This is a genomic window from Anaerobacillus alkalilacustris (assembly GCF_001866005.1).
Taxonomy (GTDB): domain Bacteria; phylum Bacillota; class Bacilli; order Bacillales; family Anaerobacillaceae; genus Anaerobacillus; species Anaerobacillus alkalilacustris.
The window spans coordinates 108599-129591 of record NZ_MLQR01000029.1 but is presented as its reverse complement, the minus strand read 5'-3'; the positions used below and the strand labels follow the sequence as shown (position 1 = coordinate 129591).

The window sequence follows — 20993 nt, the reverse complement described above, 5'->3', positions numbered from 1 at the left end:
TCTTCCGGTGTAAACATTTAGTTTTAAAATTGTACAAATGTTTAGTTGAATATAGGATGATTAATCTAATTTTTTAACGTCAATGGGTAGAAGGATTATTAGAATTAAGCAATTCTATCGCTACGAGAAGAAACACAATAATAGTAACAAAACAATTAGCTTACACTATCTGTTAATAAAATTTGAGTTTTTTTAGAGAAAGGATGATGTATATGGCAAAGGAACATTCTTTTGACATTGTATCAGAGGTAAATATGCAAGAAGTTGATAATGCAATTGTACAAGCGTTAAAAGAAATCAAAAACCGTTATGATTTTAAAGGCTCTAAAAGTAATATTGAACGAACAGGAGATAATCAAATAACAATTATTTCAGACGATGATTATAAATTAGAAAGTGTCATCGATATCTTAAAAACAAAATTTATAAAACGAGACATATCTCAAAAAGCAATGGACTTTGGTAAAATTGAAAAAGCTTCTGGAGGAACAGTAAGACAAGTAATATCCCTTGTAGCAGGAATTAGTTCAGACAGAGCAAAGAAAATTACACTAGCAATTCGTGATTCTAAATTAAAAGTTAAAGCTCAAATACAAAATGAGCAGATTCGAGTAACTGCAAAAAGCATTGATGATCTTCAATCCATTATCCAACTAATAAAACAATTGGACTTGGATTTTCCTGTACAATTTGTGAATATGAGATGATTTTTACTACATATAAAGATTAATTATTATTTTAATTAGGAAAGTTACAGACGAAAACATTCACAAAAGCGAAGGCAGATTGCCTTCCACTTTGTGATGCGTTTATTAAGACGCTAAGTGTCGTATAGAGCTTCATGTATTATCGAAGTTTTACTTAACTGATTCGAGTTGTGTGAATGGATGTTGCTAGCACACGCCGATTCAATAGTTGATTGGCACTTACGCTTTTCTAATAGGGAGGGTACTTGTGAACATACCAAATAAAATTACTATTTCAAGAATAATTCTTATTCCCTTATTTATGATTTTTTTCCTGGCTCCTATCGATCTAGGCCACTTTCTTATCATGAGCTTTGAATTGCCTATAGCACATTTCATTGGTGCTTTACTTTTCATTATTGCAGCTAGTACAGATTGGTTAGACGGGTATTATGCAAGGAAATATAACTTAGTTACAAATTTCGGGAAGTTTTTAGATCCATTAGCTGACAAATTGTTAATGACTGCAGCACTAATTGCGTTAGTGGAATTATTGTTATTACCAGCTTGGATTGCAATAGTTATTATTAGCCGTGAGTTTGCTGTTACTGGGATCAGGCTTGTTGCAGCAGCTGAAGGACAAGTAATAGCTGCAAGCAATTTAGGGAAATGGAAAACGGTGTTTCAGATTATTGCTGTTTCAGCGTTAATGCTTCACAACTTACCTTTTGAGTTGATTGGTTTTCCTTTTACGACAATTGTTGTATGGATTGCTACTATCTTAACTATTATTTCGGGCTGGGATTATTTTGTTAAAAATAAACACATTGTCCTTAAATCTAAGTAATTGGGGTGTTGGCTTTGAATGCAGAAATCATAGCTATTGGTTCGGAACTCTTGTTAGGGCAAATTACAAATACCAATGCACAATTTCTCTCTAAACAATTAGCTAATATTGGAGTGAATGTTTATCATCATAGTGTTGTTGGCGATAATCGTGCTCGATTAATAGAAATTATTACTCAAGCTCAAAAACGCTCCAATTTAATTGTAGTTACTGGTGGACTTGGTCCAACAAAAGATGACCTTACAAAAGAAACGATTGCTGAGTGTGTTGGACGTTCTTTAGTAACTGATAAAGAAGCTTTATTTAATATTGAAGAATATTTTAAACGGCGTAACCGAGTAATGTCAGAAAATAATCGAAAACAGGCTTTAGTTATTTCAGGATGTACCATCCTGCCAAATGATTATGGAATGGCCCCAGGAATGGCTTTTAAAGAAAATGGCGTTTCTTATGTTCTTTTACCTGGACCGCCTAAGGAAATGGAGCCGATGTTTATAAATTATGGGCTTTCTTTTCTTGTTTCACAACTCGAAAAAACTACGAAAATTAGTTCGCGCGTGTTAAATTTTTTTGATATCGGTGAATCTCAACTTGAAACTGAACTTTTAGATTTAATTGATAATCAAACCAATCCTACAATTGCACCTCTAGCTAAGGATGGAGAAGTGACGATTCGCTTAACAGTGAAGTATGAGAATGAAAAAGAAGGTGCAGTCCTTTTAGATGAAATAGAAGGAAAAATATTAGCTAAAGTAGGTGAGTTTTTTTACGGTTATGATGACACCTCCTTATTAAAAGAAGTAATAAAACAGCTCAAAGACGAGGGGATAACGATTGCTGCTGCTGAAAGCTTAACTGGTGGTCTTTTTTCTTCTGAAATAACTAAAGTAAGCGGAGCTTCAACCATTTTTAAGGGGGGGATTGTTTGTTATAGCAATGATAGTAAACAATCTATTCTCAAGGTGCCAGATGAAATTATGGAAGAATTTGGTGCAGTGAGTAGTGAGTGTGCGAAAGCTCTAGCTGATAATGTAAGGGATCTTACAGGCGCAACTATAGGAATTAGCTTTACCGGTGTAGCAGGTCCTAACAAACTTGAAAATAAAGAGGTAGGGACAGTTTATATAGGTATTTCGGTGATAGGTAAAAAAACAATTGCTTATCCATTAAAGCTTGCTGGCTCTAGAGAGCAAATTCAGAGTAGGTCTGTTAAATATGGTTTATATTCATTAATGAAACATTTTTCTAAAGGTGGCAATATAAAATGATGTATTTTGACGATTTTCAAATTTCAGTTGATATAAAAAAAGCAATTAAGGAAATGGGCTTTGAAGCTCCTTCTCCAATTCAAGAAAAAGTAATTCCTGTCATATTAGAAGGTGGGGATGTCATTGGACAAGCACAAACAGGCACAGGAAAGACAGCAGCATTTGGGATCCCGTTATTAGACAAAGTTACGAGTGCACCATATGTGCAAGCAATTATTTTAACTCCAACACGAGAATTGGCCATCCAGGTTGCTGGTGAACTTCAAAAATTATCTAAGTTTAAACGTACACGAACATTACCAATCTACGGTGGACAATCGATTGGTCACCAAATTCGTGCTTTAAAGCAAGGCGTACATGTTGTAATTGGGACTCCTGGCCGAGTTTTAGACCATCTACGTCGTAAAACGTTAAAACTTGAGAGAGTTCATACTGTCGTTTTAGATGAAGCAGATGAAATGCTAGATATGGGCTTTGTTGAGGATATTGAATCAATTTTAAAAGAAGTGAATCACGAACGTCAAACGTTGCTTTTTTCAGCAACAATGCCAAATGAGATTATGAAATTGTCTCGTAAGTATATGAATCAACCTAAAGTTGTTTCTATTAGCAAAGGAGACGTGACGGCACCATCTATTAACCAAGTTTATTTTAAAGTATTAGAAAAGAATAAATTAGAGTCTCTTTGTCGAATTATTGATAGTGAAGAAATTGATCTTGGGATTATTTTTTGTCGTACAAAAAAAGGTGTTGCTGAACTTGCAGAAGCTTTACAAGCACGCGGATATATGGCGGACGGTCTTCATGGCGATTTAACTCAAATGCAACGAGATAGTGTCATGAAGAAATTCCGTGATTCTACCATTGAGTTTTTAATTGCTACAGATGTTGCGGCTCGTGGTATTGATGTGGATAATGTGACTCATGTTATTAACTATGACATTCCGCAAGATCCTGAAAGTTACGTGCATCGTATTGGACGTACCGGTCGTGCAGGGAGGAAAGGTCTAGCATTAACTTTAGTCACTCCAAGGGAAATGAAACATTTGCGCTCTATTGAAATGGAAATTAAAATGACATTACCTTCTCAAGAAATTCCTACGATTGAGGATGTTGTAGAAAAGCAACAAGAATCATGGAAACAACAAGTAGTTAAAATCATTGAGACAAATGATCAGCCTACATTTTTTGATTCTTTAGTTAAGGATATGCTTTCTGAATATCCAGCTGAAAAAGTTGTTAACGCGCTTATGAATATAGCTTTCCATCGTGAATTTAATGTAGAAGATGATAGTTATAATTTTGGTGATACAGGTGCAGCAAAAGGCATGGTTCGCTTTTTTATTAATGTAGGTAGAAATGTTCAACTAACACCTAAAATTATTGTCGATGAAATTGCTGAACTAGTAGGAATTTTACCAAAATCAATAGGAAGAATTGATATCTTTGAAAATTTCACCTTTGTAGAGGTCCCAGAAGATAGTGCACCGTTTGTTTATGAAGCACTTCGCTATTCGAGATTAAATGGAATTCGAGTTAATCTTGAGCCTGCAAAACCACGTCCAAAAAGAGAAAAGAAATTTTAATATAAAGCTGAACTAACAAGCAGTGGGGGGCCTTCATCCCCCACTGCTTGTTAGTTTAACATATACCACAGGCATAAGAATAACTAATCATCAGCTTTCACTGATGAAAGTTATTTCTATATCGGACCTTAAGGGGCAGTTAATCCCACCTACACTTTCCGATTTTCTTACGTTTTCTAGTGGGGGGCTTGCTGCCCCTTAAGAGTGGGGTAAATAAGCTTAACTTTAATCATTGAGTTGGTTCCTTCATACCAACATGAGTGGAAGCTTTGTTTATCGATGAATAAAATTAATAGGGCTAACTCGCTTCGTAAAGATTATGAAATCCAAACATTTCATTTGTGTTTTTCATAAAAATTACTTTATGATAGATTGAGTTAGCCCTATTGTTTATCTTGAGTGTTACCATTATTGAGTAAGTAACCAAAATTTGAACTAAATTTAGTGGAAACAAAAAACACTAAGAAAACCGAATAAATGTTCGTTAAAACTATTGGCAAATCTCAAAAAACAAGTTATGATAATGGTATAGCTTTTACATGCACCATAAACAAATAAAGACAATTGTAATTTATTTACATATAAGGAGAGATGAAACATGAGTGATCGTAGAGCGGCCTTAGATATGGCATTACGACAAATTGAAAAGCAATTCGGAAAAGGTTCAATTATGAAACTAGGGGAACAAGCAGAAAAAAGAGTGTCTACAATTTCTACTGGTTCATTAGCAGTTGACATCGCCCTTGGGGTAGGTGGTTATCCAAAGGGCCGAATTATTGAAATTTATGGTCCGGAATCTTCTGGTAAAACAACTGTAGCTCTACACGCGATTGCAGAAGTGCAACGACAAGGCGGACAAGCAGCTTTTATTGATGCAGAGCATGCTCTTGATCCAATATATGCTCAGAATTTAGGTGTTAATATAGATGAACTACTGTTATCACAACCTGACACAGGTGAGCAAGCATTAGAAATTGCAGAAGCTTTAGTTCGTAGTGGTGCTGTTGATATTCTTATTATTGACTCGGTAGCAGCCCTTGTCCCTAAGGCTGAGATTGAAGGGGAAATGGGAGATAGCCACGTAGGACTTCAAGCGCGTTTGATGTCTCAAGCACTAAGAAAGCTTTCTGGAGCTATTAATAAATCTAAGACTATCGCTATCTTTATAAACCAAATTCGTGAAAAAGTTGGAGTAATGTTTGGTAATCCAGAAATAACTCCTGGCGGAAGAGCCCTTAAATTCTATTCATCTGTTCGACTGGAAGTACGTAGAGCTGAAGTATTAAAGCAAGGTAACGATATGGTTGGTAACAAAACAAAAATAAAAGTAGTTAAAAATAAAGTTGCCCCACCATTTAAGCAAGCAGACGTTGACATTATGTATGGTGAAGGGATATCTAGAGAAGGGTCTATCTTAGATATTGGTTCTGATCTTGATATTGTCCAAAAAAGTGGTGCTTGGTACTCGTTTAATGACGAACGCTTAGGACAAGGTAGAGAAAATGCCAAGCAATTCTTAAAAGAAAATAGTGACATTACACTAACTATTGAAACAAAAATTCGTGAACACTACGGACTAAATGGTGAGATCAAAGTTGATGCGCCAACAGATGATGAATTTGCTGATCTTCCACTAGATTTAAAATGATGATTGAAAAATGACTTAAATTGAATCGTTTTATTGAGGAAGTTGTAAATTTTTTGTCACCTAAAGTTACAAACTTTCAAAAAACGGCGATTCAGTTTTTAAGTCATTTTTTATATAATCAGAATTTATAAATTTCTAACTTGGAAACTCTCTAGCTCCAGGCGCCATCGGCTCGATAACTTCAGACCTTCTCTTTCGGTCAAAAACCGACCGCTACGAGCAGGTCTTCCAGTGTTTGTCACCGATAGGCGGGCGCCTTGCGCTTTTCTTATTTCAAAAAAATAATAAAACTTTTCTAAAATCAATAGAGTCTCCTTACTCATCTAGATTTGGGCGAATTAACTTTTTGTTAATACTATTTTACAGAAAAGTATTTTTTCTGATCTCGTAAATCACAATGAAACAGACAAAAATTATAATGTATAGAACAGTCCATTATTGACAAAGCTTGACAATAACATTATCCAATTATACAATTGTGGAGAATACCGCATTTTACATTTAATTATTGGTTATTTTTTTTATACTTTATGAAATTTTTCTCTTTATTAAGTATAAGAAGAGTATCCTGTGCTGGATGTGCACACCAATTAGAATGATCTGAAAATAATGTATGATGATGAAACCAACAATTAGATAGCAAGAGGAGGTGAAAGTATTGGATAACATTATTGTACTCATCTTCATTTTGCTTGTCTCTGTGGCCATTGGTGCAGTTGTTGGATATCTTGTTCGAAAATCCATTGCAGAAGCTAAAATTTCTAGTGCGGAACATGCAGCAAAACAAATTATTGAAGAAAGTAAGCGCGAGGCTGAAAGAGTAAAGAAGGAAGCCGTCCTTGAAGGTAAGGATGAGATTCATAAACTTCGTCAAGACGCTGAGCGAGATGTTCGTGAACGAAGAAATGAGATTCAAAAACAAGAGAATCGTTTGGTACAAAAAGAAGAGATCCTTGACCGTAAGAGTGAAACCTTAGATAAAAAAGAGGAATCATTGGAAAAGAGAGAGGAAGCTCTCACCAAAAAACAACGACAGATTGAAGAGATGGAAAGCAAAGTGGAGGGACTCTTACAGGAACAGCAAGCTGAACTTGAGCGTATTTCTGGATTTACTAGAGAAGAAGCTAGGGAAATCATTATGAAAGACGTAAAAGATGAGTTAACTCACGAAACGGCCTTAATGGTAAAAGATTTAGTTACTAAGGCTAAAGAAGAAGCTGACAAGAAAGCGAAAGAGATTGTATCACTTGCAATACAACGTTGTTCGGCTGACCACGTTGCTGAGACTACAGTGTCAGTTGTAAATCTTCCAAATGATGAAATGAAAGGAAGAATTATTGGACGTGAAGGTCGAAATATTCGTGCTCTTGAAACATTAACTGGTATTGATCTTATTATTGATGATACACCAGAAGCGGTTATTTTATCAGGATTTGATCCGATAAGAAGGGAAATTGCCCGTACAGCTCTTGAGAAGTTAGTTCAAGATGGTCGAATCCACCCTGCGCGTATAGAAGAGATGGTAGATAAGTCTAGACGTGAAGTAGATGAAATGATTAGAGATTATGGGGAGCAAACAACGTTTGAAATAGGGATACACGGTCTACACCCTGATCTAATTAAGATTTTAGGACGACTTAAGTTTAGAACTAGTTATGGACAAAATGTTCTTAAGCATTCTATAGAGGTTGCTCAATTGGCAGGTATTATGGCGGCTGAATTAGGTGAAGATGTTCAACTGGCAAAAAGAGCAGGTCTTCTCCATGATATAGGTAAAGCAATTGACCATGAAGTAGAAGGAAGTCATGTGGAAATTGGAGTCGAATTAGCAGTTAAATATAAGGAGCATCCTGTTGTTATAAATAGTATCGCTTCACATCATGGTGACACAGAAGCAACATCTATTATTGCAACCCTTGTTGCAGCTGCAGACGCTTTATCAGCGGCTCGCCCAGGAGCAAGACGTGAAACACTTGAGACGTATATTCGTCGCTTAGAAAAACTTGAAGAAATTTCTGAGTCCTTTGATGGTGTTGAAAAAACGTATGCAATCCAAGCTGGACGTGAAGTCAGAATTATGGTTAAACCAGAAATGGTTGATGATAGTGAAGCATATCGTTTAGCAAGAGATATTACGAAGAAAATTGAAGAAGAACTCGACTATCCAGGACACATTAAAGTTACCGTTATTCGTGAAACGCGAGCAGTTGAGTATGCAAAATAAAGTGGCCCACCAGCCACTTTATTTTTTTACGTATTAGTACATTATAATAATAAAACAATATCTTACTTGTTATCTGTAAATCAATTCATTCTTGTGTAATAATTTAATAGCAAATTCAAATAAGAAAAACGCAAGACGCCAGGAGCTAGACAGTTTCCAAGTTAGAATTTTATAAAATCTGGTACTGAAAAAAACAGCCTGTGTCTTTCATTAAAAGAAACGAGCGAAGATATTATATATATTGGATTGGTTGAAATTCAGTAGCAATTCACTACGTAAGTAGCTTTCAGTGAATGAAAAAGAGCATTATGAGCTCACTAACAAAAATCTCTATCTCATTCGATGGGGATTGAATGAGATAACGAGATAATCAAATACACATCATTAATTGGCATTAAAACGACATTATGGTAGAATTCAGACAAACATACATATAGAGGTGCAAAAAATGAGGATATTATTTATAGGTGACGTAGTTGGTTCATCAGGAAGAGAAGTGCTAACAACTTACTTACCAAAATTAAAATCAAAATATAAACCAACAGTTACCATCGTAAACGGTGAAAATTCAGCAGCGGGAAAAGGTATAACAGAAAAAATTTATAAACAAATATTAGGATTAGGAGCTCAAGTTGTAACACTAGGGAACCATACATGGGATCAACGAGAATTAATTGAGGTAATTGATCATTGCCCAACCCTAGTTCGACCAGCGAATTTCCCAGAGGAAGTCCCAGGAAATGGCTATACAATTATAAAGGTAAATCAAATAGAAGTAGGAGTCATAAGCCTACAAGGGAGAACATTTTTACCTCCGTTGGATTGCCCATTTAAAAAAGCAGACGAGTTAGTTAGTATAATAAAAAAGAAAACACCGATCATATTTGTCGACTTTCACGCTGAAGCTACTAGTGAAAAACAAGCGATGGGTTGGTACTTGGATGGAAAAGTAACTGCGGTAATCGGAACTCATACACATGTACAAACTGGCGATTATCGCATATTACCAAATAAGACAGCATATATGACTGATGTAGGTATGACAGGTCCTTATGATGGCATTTTAGGGATGGAACGTACAGCTGTTTTGAATAAATTTTTAACAAACTTACCAGTAAGATTTGAAGTGGCAAAAGGTAGAGAACAGTTAAATGGTGTTATTATCGATGTTGATCAAAATACCGGTGGTGCAAAATCAATTACACCAATTATCATAAATGAAGACCATCCTTTTTTTGATTAAAGCTCACTTAATAAGCAATATCAGTTTTACTTTTACTTAATTTTTTGATAAAAACACTAACTTTTAATTTAAACTTCTTAATATGTGGAATATCATGCTGTTTTTTGAATATATACAAAACAAGGCATTATTTGTTTTCAGAAACTATTTAAAAATTGAAGAAGCAGATCTATTATCATTCCAATAATGATAAAACACAGTTTCGCATCATTAAGGAGGTTCGAAGGAATGGAAGTATTAAAAGTTTCAGCAAAATCTAATCCAAATTCAGTAGCGGGTGCACTTGCGGGTGTCATTCGTGAACGGGGCGCTGCAGAAATTCAAGCCATTGGTGCAGGGGCACTGAACCAGTCTGTTAAGGCAATTGCTATAGCAAGAGGATTTGTTGCACCTAGTGGTATTGACTTAATTTGTATTCCGGCCTTTACAGACATTAAAATTGATGGAGAAGAAAGAACAGCGATAAAGTTAATTGTAGAACCTAGGTAAAACAATCATCCTGTTTGTTCTATTGAACAAGCAGGCTTTTTGTTATCATTTTCAAAAATTAGTGATAATTGTCGGAATGAGTTGTTAATTCGTTTTTAAAACTTTTCTTTTTTAGTAGGATTTGAAATATAAAAAGGTGAACTATATTAACTATGTTAAGAATAAATAAAGTTCATATTTTTTACAGTTTCAAAATTTATAAATTTCTAACTTGGAAACTGTCTAGCGCAAGCAGCCTACGAGCTCTGTCACTTCTGTCCTTTTCGGAAGCCAAAGAGCGGCTTCTGTCAAAGGCCTTCCAGTGCCTTTCGCTCGTGACCGAGGCGCTTGCGCTTTTCTTGTAAAGGCTCTTAAAATGTACTAAAAAATAGTGTGAGCGTTCACTTTGTGTTTTAAATGAATTTTATCATCTTATTGTGTATCCAAAAGTAAAAAGTAAAGTTTAAGTATTAGTAAAGATGTTTCGTAAAGTTCACAATAACGGGGAGAAAACACTAAACCTACTCTAAATAAGCTCTATAGGTTATAAAAATGATTATCATGACTATATATAACGTTTGTTGCATAGTAATCTTAAATGTTAAATTGGAATTTATATTTCTTTACATATTTTGTGTTGTAATAAACGGATAATAGCCCTATATACTAAAAATTAGATGGGTACAAAATATTGGTGATAAACGTATTTTTGAACGTTGTTTAGCTGAGAAATTAAAGGGAGAAATTTCTTGATTTTTCCTTGTTTTAGGTCTATCATTGTAATCGTTCAGAACTTTAACAAAATTGTCACAATTCATTTCCGTATCATGACATTGTCGTTGACCAAAAGGGGTGGAGAACATGATCAATCAACTTTCTTGGAAAGTTGGAGGGCAACAAGGGGAAGGTATTGAAAGTACAGGTGAAATTTTTTCGATAGCTTTAAATAGACTTGGATATTATCTTTATGGATATCGTCACTTTTCTTCCCGTATTAAAGGTGGACATACAAACAATAAGATTCGTGTAAGTACGAAAGCCATTAACTCTATTTCTGATGAATTAGATATACTAGTTGCGTTTGATCAAGAGACAATCGACGTAAATTTTCACGAATTAAGACATGGTGGAATAGTTATAGCTGATTCTAAATTTAACCCAACTGTACCGGATAGTTCAAAAGTAATATTGCATGCAGTTCCTTTTACTGAAATTGCTAGTGATTTAGGTACTTCATTAATGAAAAATATGGTAGCGGTAGGGGCATCGAGTGCATTACTTGGCTTTTCATATGAAGCTTACCGTGAGGTAGTAGAAGAAATATTTTCTCGAAAAGGTAGTTCGGTTGTAGAGAGAAATATGGAAGCAATTAAACGAGGAGCTGAATTTTTAGTAAATGGTATAAGCGGTCAGACTGATTCATTTCATATGGCTAAAGCTGATGGGAAAAAACGCATGTTTATGATAGGTAACCATGCTATTGCGTTAGGTGCGTTAGCAGGTGGAGCTAGATTTATGCCTGCCTATCCAATAACGCCAGCATCTGAAATTATGGAATACTTAACAAAGAAATTACCAACTTTTGGTGGGGCTGTAATCCAAACTGAAGATGAAATTGCAGCTTGTACGATGGCTATAGGAGCAAACTATGCTGGTGTTCGAACTTTGACTGCATCTGCAGGACCTGGTTTGTCACTAATGATGGAAGCAATTGGTTTGGCGGGAATAACCGAAACTCCGCTTGTAATTATTAATACCCAACGTGGTGGTCCAAGCACAGGACTTCCAACCAAACAGGAGCAATCAGATCTAATGGCGATGATTTTCGGGACACACGGGGAAATTCCAAAGGTCGTTATTGCTCCTAGTACGGTTGAAGAAGCTTTCTATGATAGTGCAGAAGCTTTCAACATTGCTGAAGAATATCAGTGTCCAGTTATCCTTCTTACAGATTTGGCTTTATCCTTAGGTAAGCAAACCGTAGAACCGCTAGATCATAGTCGATTAAAAATTCGAAGGGGAAAACTTGACATAAATGCAGAATTACCAGATACAAATGGTGAGTATTTCAAGCGGTATGAGGTAACTAAGGATGGTATTTCAACACGTGTTATCCCTGGTATGAAAAATGGAATTCATCATGTAACAGGTGTTGAACATAATGAGCAAGGAAAACCATCTGAAGACCCTAAAAATCGAACTTATCAAATGAATAAACGATTGTCTAAACTCAATACCCTTCATGAAAAATTCAATATGCCGATCTATTCAAATGCTTCACATGAAGAATGTGATTTGTTAATTATTGGGTTTAATTCTACTAGAGGGACGATCGAGGAAATTATGCCACGATTAGAAGCTGACGGATTAAAAGTAAATCATGCACAAATTCGATTAGTTCATCCGTTTCCAGTTGATGAACTTAGGCCTTTGATAAATAATGCAAAAAAAGTTGTTGTAGTTGAAAATAATGCTACTGGACAACTTTCTAACATCATTAAGATGAATATGTGTAATTGTAATCTAGAAAATATATTAAAATATGACGGAAATCCATTCTTACCATCTGATATTTATAATCAATGCAAGGAGTTGTTATAAATGGCTACATTTAAAGACTTCCGCAATAATATAAAGCCAAACTGGTGTCCTGGATGTGGAGATTTTTCCGTTCAAGCTTCAATTCAAAGAGCGGCAGCTAATGTGGGCTTACAACCAGAAGATCTTGCAATAGTTTCGGGGATTGGATGCTCTGGTCGTATTTCAGGTTATATTAATTCATATGGGTTCCATGGTATTCATGGTCGTTCATTACCGATTGCTCAAGGAGTAAAGATGGCTAATCGTGAATTAACTGTTATTGCTTCAGGTGGAGATGGAGATGGCTTTGCTATTGGAATGGGCCACACGGTTCACGCAATTAGAAGAAACATTGATATAACGTATATAGTAATGGATAATCAAATCTATGGATTAACTAAAGGGCAAACATCACCAAGAAGTGAGATGGGATTTAAAACAAAAAGTACACCAGAAGGGTCAATTGAATCTGCTATTGGAATAATGGAACTAGCGATCTCTGCAGGTGCAAGTTTTGTTGCCCAAAGCTTTTCAAGTGATTTAAAGGAGTTAACATCAATTATTGAACAAGGTATAAAACATAAAGGCTTTTCATTTATTAATGTATTTAGCCCATGCGTGACATTTAATAAAATTAATACGTATGAATGGTTCAAACAGAACATTAAAAAGTTAGATACAATTGAAGGTTATGATCCAACAAATCGCGTTCAAGCAGTAAATACATTAATGGAATATAATGGACTAGTAACTGGGCTAATATATCAAAACAAACAAAAACCATCTTACGAAGAGTTAGTTCCAGGTTTTAGAGAGGGTGCGTTAGCCAAGCAAGATATTTCTCTAAAAAAAGAAACGTTCGATCATTTGCTAACAGAATTTATGTGAAGTCATATTACTATAAAACACGCAAAGAAATTTATTTTCTTGCGTGTTTTATTATGTATCTTTATTAAAATTAAGTGTTTGTATTTTGTCAATCCAAAAGTCTGCTGTGTATAACATTGATGAAGGGGAGCTCAGCTAAATGGGAGTGGTTTTAATGTTTATTCACATTGTCAAAAGTCAATAGTGTTAGTAGAGTGAAAAAGTGAACAGCACTTTAAGGTGTTATTTATCCCACTCTTAAGTGTAGGACACCAAACTCAAAACGTAAGAAAATCCAAACGTGAGGTAGGGGATTAACTGCCCCTAAAGGTCCGAAGTAAAATAACTTTTATCAATGAAGTATTCTTATGCCTGTGGTTTTAGTAAACTAATAATCAGTGAAGGGCATCTTCCTCCAATGATTGAAGTTCAGCTTTATCAGTTTTCAAAAACTATTGAGTTTAAAGTTTTAACCCGTTATACTAGAATATTGTTACTATCAATTAAGAAAAGAGGAGAATGTACGATGAATGAACAACAGAAAAAGCAAATGACAATTAACCTAGACCTTTCTTCTGCGGACAAAAAATCCGGACAGAAAAAAGACTACGGTCAATATTTTCAAACTACTTTCACACAGCCTAATTTGAAAGAGGCTAAGCGTCGTGGAAAAGAAGATGTGAAGGTTCATTATGATTTTGATATTCCAGAAGAGATGCGTAATCTAGGGGAAGGAAGAAAGTTCCTCATTCGTACGTATGGATGCCAAATGAATGAACATGATTCGGAAAATATGGCGGGGATATTACTTGAAATGGGATTCGAACCAACAGGAATAACTGAAGAAGCTGATGTTATTCTATTAAATACATGTGCTATTCGTGAAAATGCTGAAAACAAAGTATTTGGCGAAATTGGAAACTTAAAACCATTAAAAAGAGAAAAACCAGAATTAATTATTGGTGTTTGTGGTTGTATGTCACAAGAAGAAAATGTTGTAAACAAAATTTTAGCAAAACATCAGCAAGTAGACTTGATTTTTGGAACACACAATATCCACCGACTTCCACATCTAATAAAAGATGCAATTTTTAACAAAGAAATGGTTATTGAAGTGTGGTCAAAAGAAGGAGATATTATTGAAAATATGCCTCGTGCACGTCGTGGACAATTACAAGGCTGGGTAAACATTATGTACGGCTGTGATAAATTTTGTACGTACTGTATTGTGCCTTATACACGAGGAAAAGAAAGAAGTAGACGTCCTGATGATATCATTAGTGAGGTACGCGAATTAGCTCGTTTAGGTTATAAAGAAATAACGTTATTAGGACAAAACGTAAATGCATACGGTAAAGATTTTGAGGATATGGAATACGGTTTAGGTCATTTAATGGATGAAATTCGTAAAATTGATATCCCGAGGGTTCGTTTTACTACTAGTCACCCAAGAGATTTTGATGACTATTTAATTGATGTTTTAGCTAAGGGTGGAAATTTAGTAGAGCATATTCATTTACCAGTACAAAGTGGGAATACAGAAATTTTAAAATTGATGGCAAGAAAATACACTCGAGATCAATATGTTGAGTTAGCAAATAAAATTAAAACCAAAATTCCAAATGCTACATTAACTACTGATATTATCGTAGGGTTCCCTAATGAAACTGAGGAGCAATTTGAAGATACATTGTCGCTAGTTAAAGAGATGGAGTATGATAGTGCCTATACGTATGTTTATTCTCCAAGAGAAGGCACACCAGCAGCAAAAATGGAAGATAATGTTCCACATGAAGTGAAACGTGATCGTCTACAACGTTTAAATGCTCTTATTAACGATATTTCAGCTCAAAAGAATAAAGAATTAGAAGGAAAAGTTTTTGAAGTACTTGTCGAGGGTGAAAGTAAGAAAAATCCAGAGGTTTTATCTGGAAGAACAAGAACCAACAAACTTGTTAATTTTTCTGGCACAAAATCTGTGATTGGGCAGATTGTTCACGTCAAAATTACAGCAGCAAAAACTTGGTCGTTAGACGGCCAAATTGTTAAAGAGGATGCTGAGGTGAAGGCATAAAGTGGATAAAATTTATTCAAAAGATAAGATCCTATCAAAAGCAAAATCAATTGCTAAAATGATCTCTGAAACTGAGGAAGTTGAACTTTTCAAACAGGCTGAATCACAAGTTAATAATTCTATAAAAGTTCAACATTTAATTAGTCAAATAAAAAGAATGCAAAAAGAAGCTGTTAATTTACAGCATTATGGTAAATTCGAAGCTTTAAAAAAAGCAGAACAAGAAATTGCAACACTTCAAACTGAATTGGATGGAATTCCAGTAGTAAAACAATTTAAACAAAGTCAATTGGATGTAAATGAATTGTTGCAGATTGTAGCAACTACAATTTCAACTACTGTTACTAATGAGATGGAGAAAGCTACAGGTGGGGAGATTTTACAAGGAACTACTAAAAAAAGAGACACTAAATAGTAAAATATCTTCGACTCATTTGGAAAAGTATTCCGTCGAGTTTGAAATTTCACATAAAAATGGTTTTGTCAGAAAATAATCTTTCACTAAAGAATGAATTTTTATAACTACCATCATTGGTAAGATGGTTTACAAATAATTAAAAATATGCATATCTATAATATCTAGCTCTACTTTAATTTTAAACTAAGGCTTACCTTGTAACCTAGGTTGAATTGAGGCAATAGAGCTAGATTTTTTAATATACATTAAATTTCACGTACCGTATTAAATTAAAAGATTTGTGGAATGAAAATCATAATATAGCCATATATATAAATGAAAAAGAAAATGAAATTAGCACAACTACGAATGTTTTGACATATGCTTTAATATCAATGTTATAGGAAACTATTTTGAACGTTTTCTTCGAATAATCCAAATAGTTAGCACAATAGTCATTTGTCTTGCATAGGATGAGAGTGAAGACTGTTTGGGAGGGACTTTTATACAAGATTAACAAATGTGTAGAAGTCTCGCGGAGAACAACCAATTGTTTGAGGAGGGTAAAAACAAATGTCGCAAACAGAAAAAGAATTAAACTACAGAGAGATTATTACAAAAGCCGTTTGTGGAAAAGGGAGAAAATTCTCACAAGCAAGTCATACGATACGCCCTTCCCATAAACCGTCAAGTATTTTAGGTTGTTGGATCATTAACCATAAGTACGAGGCGGAAAAGAAGGGAGATTGTATCGAAGTTCGTGGAAGCTATGATGCTAATATCTGGTTCTCGTATAGTAACAATACAAAAACAGAAGTAGCGACAGAGACGGTAACTTATACAGATGTTGTACCACTAACTTTGCAAGACAAAAATGTTTTAAGTGAGGAGCTTGAAGTAATTGCTAGAGCAATTCAACAACCTAATACTCTTGAAGCTACTATAGCCCCTAATGGAACGAATGTGATTGTTCAAGTAGAGCGAGAATTTTTAGTGGAATGTATTGGGGAGACAAAGGTTTGTGTGTATGTTAATCCAGATGGGATTTCAGACGAACTAGATGCTAAGACATGGGATTATGATGTAGAAGATGAAGAGTTTGAAGATTTAGACCCTAACTTCCTAACAGGTGAATTAGAAGAATAATAAAGCTAGGAAGAAGTTTACTTCTTCCTAGCTTTTTTCATAAAATCATTCAAGACATGCGAATAGGAATTTGTGTGTAATTCCAGCTGTATTATAAAGAAAGAAGGTGAATTATGACTATTGATGATAAAATAATTTCTTTTCACGAGAAAATTAATTTTAAGCTAAACCCACAGTTACCCTCTATGCTTAAACATCATGGGATAAAATTAGGTGAAATACATAACGGGGGAAGGAATCAAGTTAAAGTACGAGCATTTCATTTTAATTTATTATCAGCTAAAAGAGGTACTTGTTCCTCTGCTTTGCTATTTTCTTCAAACATAGTATGGAAAGAAATTCAATACGATGAATTTTATTTTGAAAAAGAACTTAAGGAATTTGCGATCCAATGTTTGTATTTACTATCCATTCCTCTTGGAGAATGTGTGGTTCAACGCTGCGGTAAAAAAGGGATTACTGTTATACAAGTTAGGTCGCTAAAACTTGAAGAATTAACAAAGAAAGAGAAGGAATTATTATTATTGACATTGGGGAATAAAAACAAAAATTTTGAAAATGTAACGTTTGGTTGTGACATAGAGTTAATGGTGAAAAATTTACATACATCAAGTTTTATGAACATGGATGCTTTATTAAAAGAAGGTCAAATAGGACTTGATGATGCAATTGCTGTTCATAAGAAGAGAGTAATTCACCCTATTGTGGAAGTACGTTCCAAACCTGCAAGTAATATGACAGAACTTTTTGATGATGTTTTTCTTTTGTATCAGAAGCTACAAAAGGCGACATCTAATCATTATTTAACTATTATTACAGACGCGCATCCATTTGGACGTTTTTTTCTTGGCGGTCATATTCACTTTGGAAATACCCCACTTACATTTCAGCATGTACGTTTACTAGATCAATTTGTTACTATTCCTTTTTCATACGTAGAGCAAAAACCATCTTTCCAACGTAGACGATATTACGGTAGATTAGGATCAGTAAGAGAAAATCGTTTTCAAGGTTTTGAATATCGAGTATTACCATCATGGTTTAATTTGATCCCAAATAGTTTACCATTGCTCCTATGGGTTGAATTCTTAATGAAAAACCCTACCAAGTTAGAAGCTTCTAACTTTCAGAAAAAAGATTTACAAAGTTACTATTGTTGTGATTGTCAAACGAGATCTCTAACGGATTGGATAAAAGAAAATGAGGACTATTTTATTGAAAAAAAGGAAAAAGCTTTATTTATTAATTATGTCTCGTTCCTTAAAAAACTCGTCTAAAATTGTCGAGCATACTCTATGAATATGGTATAATATTTATCGGTGACTATAGAAATTGGAGGAACATTTAATGGCAGAATATACGCCTATGATAAAACAATATTTAACGATAAAGGCAGAATATAAGGATGCCTTTTTATTTTTCCGTTTAGGAGATTTTTACGAATTGTTTTTTGAAGATGCTAAATTAGCGTCGCAAGAATTAGAAATTACGTTAACGAGTAGAGGAACTGGTACGGATACTGAGAGAATTCCTATGTGCGGTGTTCCTTATCATGCAGCTGAACAATATATTCAAACATTAATAGAGAAAGGATATAAAGTAGCTATTTGTGAGCAAGTTGAGGACCCACGTCAAGCAAAAGGAGTTGTTAAAAGAGAAGTTGTTAAATTAATAACACCAGGGACTGTGATGGACGGCAAAACAATTCAAGAAAAAGAGAATAATTTCATTGCATCGGTTACAGATTTTTTAGATGAAACATACGGATTTGCTTTAACAGATTTAACAACCGGTGAAAATTTTGTCACAATCATCCAAGGTAGTTGGCAAGATGTAATTAATGAGATTGCTACAACACGAGCAAAAGAAATTATATTTTCCCCTGATCATTCAGAAGAAAATATAAAGGCCTTACTTCAACAACTTGCAGTAACCGCATCATTGGAACCTAATGAAGAACTGCCAGAAAGCTTTCATTCGTTAGTGAATAAACTAGAGCAAAAAAAGTTGATTGCAACATTTGGAAGACTGTGTTCTTATTTATTTCGGACGCAAAAACGCTCATTAGAGCATTTGCAACCAGTTGTTGACTATTCACCAACAGATTTTATGCGAATTGATTTACATTCGAAACGAAATCTAGAACTTGTAGAAACGATTCGCGAAAAGAAAAAGAAGGGCTCTCTTCTTTGGTTACTAGATAAAACGGTAACAGCAATGGGCGGACGACTTTTAAAGCAATGGCTCGAACGTCCTTTATTAAATAAAAAACAAATTGACCAAAGACTTAGTATGGTAGAAACATTTATTGAACAATATTTCCAAAGAGAAGAATTACGTGAACTTTTAAAAGAAGTTTATGATTTAGAACGATTAGCAGGTAAGGTGGCATATGGGAATGTAAATGCTAGGGAACTAGTTCAATTGAAACGCTCATTACAACAAATTCCTATAATAATTTCAGCTGTAAAAGAATTAAATAACTGCTATGGTGACGAGATAATAAAAGACATTGATACATGTGACGAGTTATTAATCATGTTATCAAAGTCTTTAAAAGAAGATCCACCTCTTTCTATCAAAGACGGGGGGATCATTCAAGATGGCTACAATGAACAGTTAGATCAATATCGTGATGCTAGTCGAAACGGTAAGAGTTGGATTGCCAGACTAGAGCAACAAGAAAAGCAAGTAACAGGAATCAAGTCTCTTAAGGTTGGATATAATAAGGTATTTGGATATTATATTGAAGTTACAAAAGCAAACCTTGTGCACCTTCCTGAAGGGCGATATGAGAGAAAACAAACGCTGTCTAATGCAGAAAGGTTTATCACTCCAGAACTAAAAGAAAAAGAGGCACTAATACTAGAAGCAGAAGAACGAATAGAGCAGTTAGAATACGATTTATTTTTACAACTGCGTGAAAATGTTAAACAGTATATCTCTAAATTACAATATGTCGCAAAAAAAATAAGCGAAATAGACGTTTTACAAAGTTTTGCTAAGGTTAGTGAAGAAAATCGGTATACAAAGCCACAATTTAATGATGAGCGTCATATTTCAATTCTTGAAGGACGTCACCCTGTAGTTGAAAAAGTTCTAAACTCTGGTGAATACGTATCAAATGATGTAATTATGAACGAAGAACGAGAAATCTTATTAATCACTGGACCGAATATGGCTGGTAAAAGTACTTATATGCGTCAACTAGCACTAATTTCTATTTTGGCGCAAATTGGTTGTTATGTGCCAGCAGATTCGGTGAACTTACCTATTTTTGATCAGGTGTTTACAAGAATTGGTGCAGCGGACGATCTCGCAAGCGGACAAAGTACATTTATGGTTGAGATGTTAGAAACGAAAAATGCAATTTTAAAAGCGTCGAAAAATAGTTTGATTTTATTAGATGAAATCGGTCGTGGAACATCTACGTATGATGGAATGGCATTAGCACAGGCAATAATTGAATATATCCATGACGAAATTGGTTCAAAAACATTATTTTCAACACATTATCATGAACTAACAGCTTTAGAACATGACCTTAGCGCCGTGAAAAACGTTCACGTGAGTGCCGTTGAAGAAGAGGGAAAGGTCGTCTTTTTGCATAAAGTAATCGATGGACAAGCTGACAAAAGTTACGGAATTTATGTGGCTCAGCTTGCTGAGTTGCCAAATAGATTGATAACTAGAGCGAAGACAATATTGGCAACACTAGAAAATCAACCATCATATCAGAAGATTTCTGAGAACCTAACAGTAGAGGGTGATAAACCTGTTCAACTTTCTTTATTTAACGAGGGTGAAGGCAAAACAAAAAAACAGGTAAAACCTTCAAGTGATGAAGAAAAGAAGGTAATTTCTTCGATAAAAAAATTAGATTTATTAAATATCACACCGCTAGAAGCAATCCAAATGCTAAATGATTTACAAAAGAAGCTAAAGGCATAACGGTAGCG

The 20993-nt window shown here is 34.7% G+C and carries 15 protein-coding genes; all 15 read left to right on the top strand.

All coding sequences use genetic code 11. The annotated features are described in order from the left end of the window. Positions 1 to 212 precede the first annotated feature (212 nt). The 15 genes from BKP37_RS11305 to mutS all read left to right on the top strand — a co-directional run bounded on the left by BKP37_RS11305 (position 213) and on the right by mutS (position 20985). Positions 213 to 707 (top strand): YajQ family cyclic di-GMP-binding protein, encoded by a 495-nt coding sequence (locus BKP37_RS11305; RefSeq protein ID WP_071309699.1) that lies wholly within the window; start codon positions 213 to 215, stop codon positions 705 to 707. Between the two features lie 247 nt (positions 708 to 954). Continuing rightward, complete coding sequence (gene pgsA, locus BKP37_RS11300) at positions 955 to 1533, top strand: CDP-diacylglycerol--glycerol-3-phosphate 3-phosphatidyltransferase (RefSeq protein ID WP_071309698.1); 579 nt, start codon at positions 955 to 957, stop codon at positions 1531 to 1533. Between the two features lie 14 nt (positions 1534 to 1547). Continuing rightward, entirely contained in the window at positions 1548 to 2801 is a 1254-nt protein-coding gene (locus tag BKP37_RS11295) for a competence/damage-inducible protein A (RefSeq protein ID WP_071309697.1), read from the top strand. Next, positions 2798 to 4387 (top strand): DEAD/DEAH box helicase, encoded by a 1590-nt coding sequence (locus BKP37_RS11290; RefSeq protein ID WP_071309696.1) that lies wholly within the window; start codon positions 2798 to 2800, stop codon positions 4385 to 4387. The genes BKP37_RS11295 and BKP37_RS11290 overlap by 4 nt, the downstream gene beginning before the upstream one ends. A gap of 598 nt (positions 4388 to 4985) precedes the next feature. Next, positions 4986 to 6035, top strand: a complete 1050-nt coding sequence (gene recA, locus BKP37_RS11285; RefSeq protein WP_071309695.1) for a recombinase RecA — start codon at positions 4986 to 4988, stop codon at positions 6033 to 6035. Positions 6036 to 6693: 658 nt separating this feature from the next. After that, a complete protein-coding gene (gene rny, locus BKP37_RS11275) occupies positions 6694 to 8259 on the top strand; it encodes a ribonuclease Y (protein ID WP_071309693.1) in 1566 nt (521 codons plus the stop codon). A gap of 448 nt (positions 8260 to 8707) precedes the next feature. Next, on the top strand, positions 8708 to 9502 hold the full coding sequence (locus tag BKP37_RS11270) for a TIGR00282 family metallophosphoesterase (RefSeq protein WP_071309692.1): 795 nt from the start codon (positions 8708 to 8710) through the stop codon (positions 9500 to 9502). A 228-nt stretch (positions 9503 to 9730) separates the two neighbouring features. After that, positions 9731 to 9991 carry a stage V sporulation protein S gene (locus BKP37_RS11265; protein WP_071309691.1) on the top strand — a complete coding sequence of 87 codons (261 nt, stop codon included), beginning with the start codon at positions 9731 to 9733 and terminating at the stop codon, positions 9989 to 9991. Positions 9992 to 10831: 840 nt separating this feature from the next. Further along, a complete protein-coding gene (locus BKP37_RS11260) occupies positions 10832 to 12571 on the top strand; it encodes a 2-oxoacid:acceptor oxidoreductase subunit alpha (RefSeq protein ID WP_139193112.1) in 1740 nt (579 codons plus the stop codon). Continuing rightward, positions 12572 to 13438 carry a 2-oxoacid:ferredoxin oxidoreductase subunit beta gene (locus BKP37_RS11255; RefSeq protein WP_071309690.1) on the top strand — a complete coding sequence of 289 codons (867 nt, stop codon included), beginning with the start codon at positions 12572 to 12574 and terminating at the stop codon, positions 13436 to 13438. It abuts the gene before it with no gap. 505 nt (positions 13439 to 13943) lie between these two features. Continuing rightward, entirely contained in the window at positions 13944 to 15491 is a 1548-nt protein-coding gene (gene miaB, locus BKP37_RS11250; RefSeq protein WP_071309689.1) for a tRNA (N6-isopentenyl adenosine(37)-C2)-methylthiotransferase MiaB, read from the top strand. Position 15492: 1 nt separating this feature from the next. Further along, on the top strand, positions 15493 to 15906 hold the full coding sequence (locus BKP37_RS11245; protein WP_084034668.1) for a YlbF/YmcA family competence regulator: 414 nt from the start codon (positions 15493 to 15495) through the stop codon (positions 15904 to 15906). A 555-nt stretch (positions 15907 to 16461) separates the two neighbouring features. Beyond that, complete coding sequence (locus BKP37_RS11240) at positions 16462 to 17034, top strand: outer spore coat protein CotE (protein ID WP_071309688.1); 573 nt, start codon at positions 16462 to 16464, stop codon at positions 17032 to 17034. A gap of 113 nt (positions 17035 to 17147) precedes the next feature. Then, entirely contained in the window at positions 17148 to 18311 is a 1164-nt protein-coding gene (locus tag BKP37_RS11235; RefSeq protein ID WP_071309687.1) for a putative amidoligase domain-containing protein, read from the top strand. Positions 18312 to 18381: 70 nt separating this feature from the next. Beyond that, positions 18382 to 20985 carry a DNA mismatch repair protein MutS gene (mutS, locus tag BKP37_RS11230; RefSeq protein ID WP_071309686.1) on the top strand — a complete coding sequence of 868 codons (2604 nt, stop codon included), beginning with the start codon at positions 18382 to 18384 and terminating at the stop codon, positions 20983 to 20985. Positions 20986 to 20993 lie beyond the last annotated feature (8 nt).

Excerpts from the sequence above, each read along its gene's own strand:
- BKP37_RS11305 (WP_071309699.1), top strand. The coding sequence starts at position 213 with ATGGCAAAGGAACATTCTTTTGACATTGTATCAGAGGTAAATATGCAA.
- BKP37_RS11290 (WP_071309696.1), top strand. The coding sequence starts at position 2,798 with ATGATGTATTTTGACGATTTTCAAATTTCAGTTGATATAAAAAAAGCA.
- recA (WP_071309695.1), top strand. The coding sequence starts at position 4,986 with ATGAGTGATCGTAGAGCGGCCTTAGATATGGCATTACGACAAATTGAA.
- BKP37_RS11270 (WP_071309692.1), top strand. The coding sequence starts at position 8,708 with ATGAGGATATTATTTATAGGTGACGTAGTTGGTTCATCAGGAAGAGAA.
- BKP37_RS11265 (WP_071309691.1), top strand. The coding sequence starts at position 9,731 with ATGGAAGTATTAAAAGTTTCAGCAAAATCTAATCCAAATTCAGTAGCG.
- BKP37_RS11260 (WP_139193112.1), top strand. The coding sequence starts at position 10,832 with ATGATCAATCAACTTTCTTGGAAAGTTGGAGGGCAACAAGGGGAAGGT.
- BKP37_RS11255 (WP_071309690.1), top strand. The coding sequence starts at position 12,572 with ATGGCTACATTTAAAGACTTCCGCAATAATATAAAGCCAAACTGGTGT.
- miaB (WP_071309689.1), top strand. The coding sequence starts at position 13,944 with ATGAATGAACAACAGAAAAAGCAAATGACAATTAACCTAGACCTTTCT.
- BKP37_RS11240 (WP_071309688.1), top strand. The coding sequence starts at position 16,462 with ATGTCGCAAACAGAAAAAGAATTAAACTACAGAGAGATTATTACAAAA.
- BKP37_RS11235 (WP_071309687.1), top strand. The coding sequence starts at position 17,148 with ATGACTATTGATGATAAAATAATTTCTTTTCACGAGAAAATTAATTTT.
- mutS (WP_071309686.1), top strand. The coding sequence starts at position 18,382 with ATGGCAGAATATACGCCTATGATAAAACAATATTTAACGATAAAGGCA.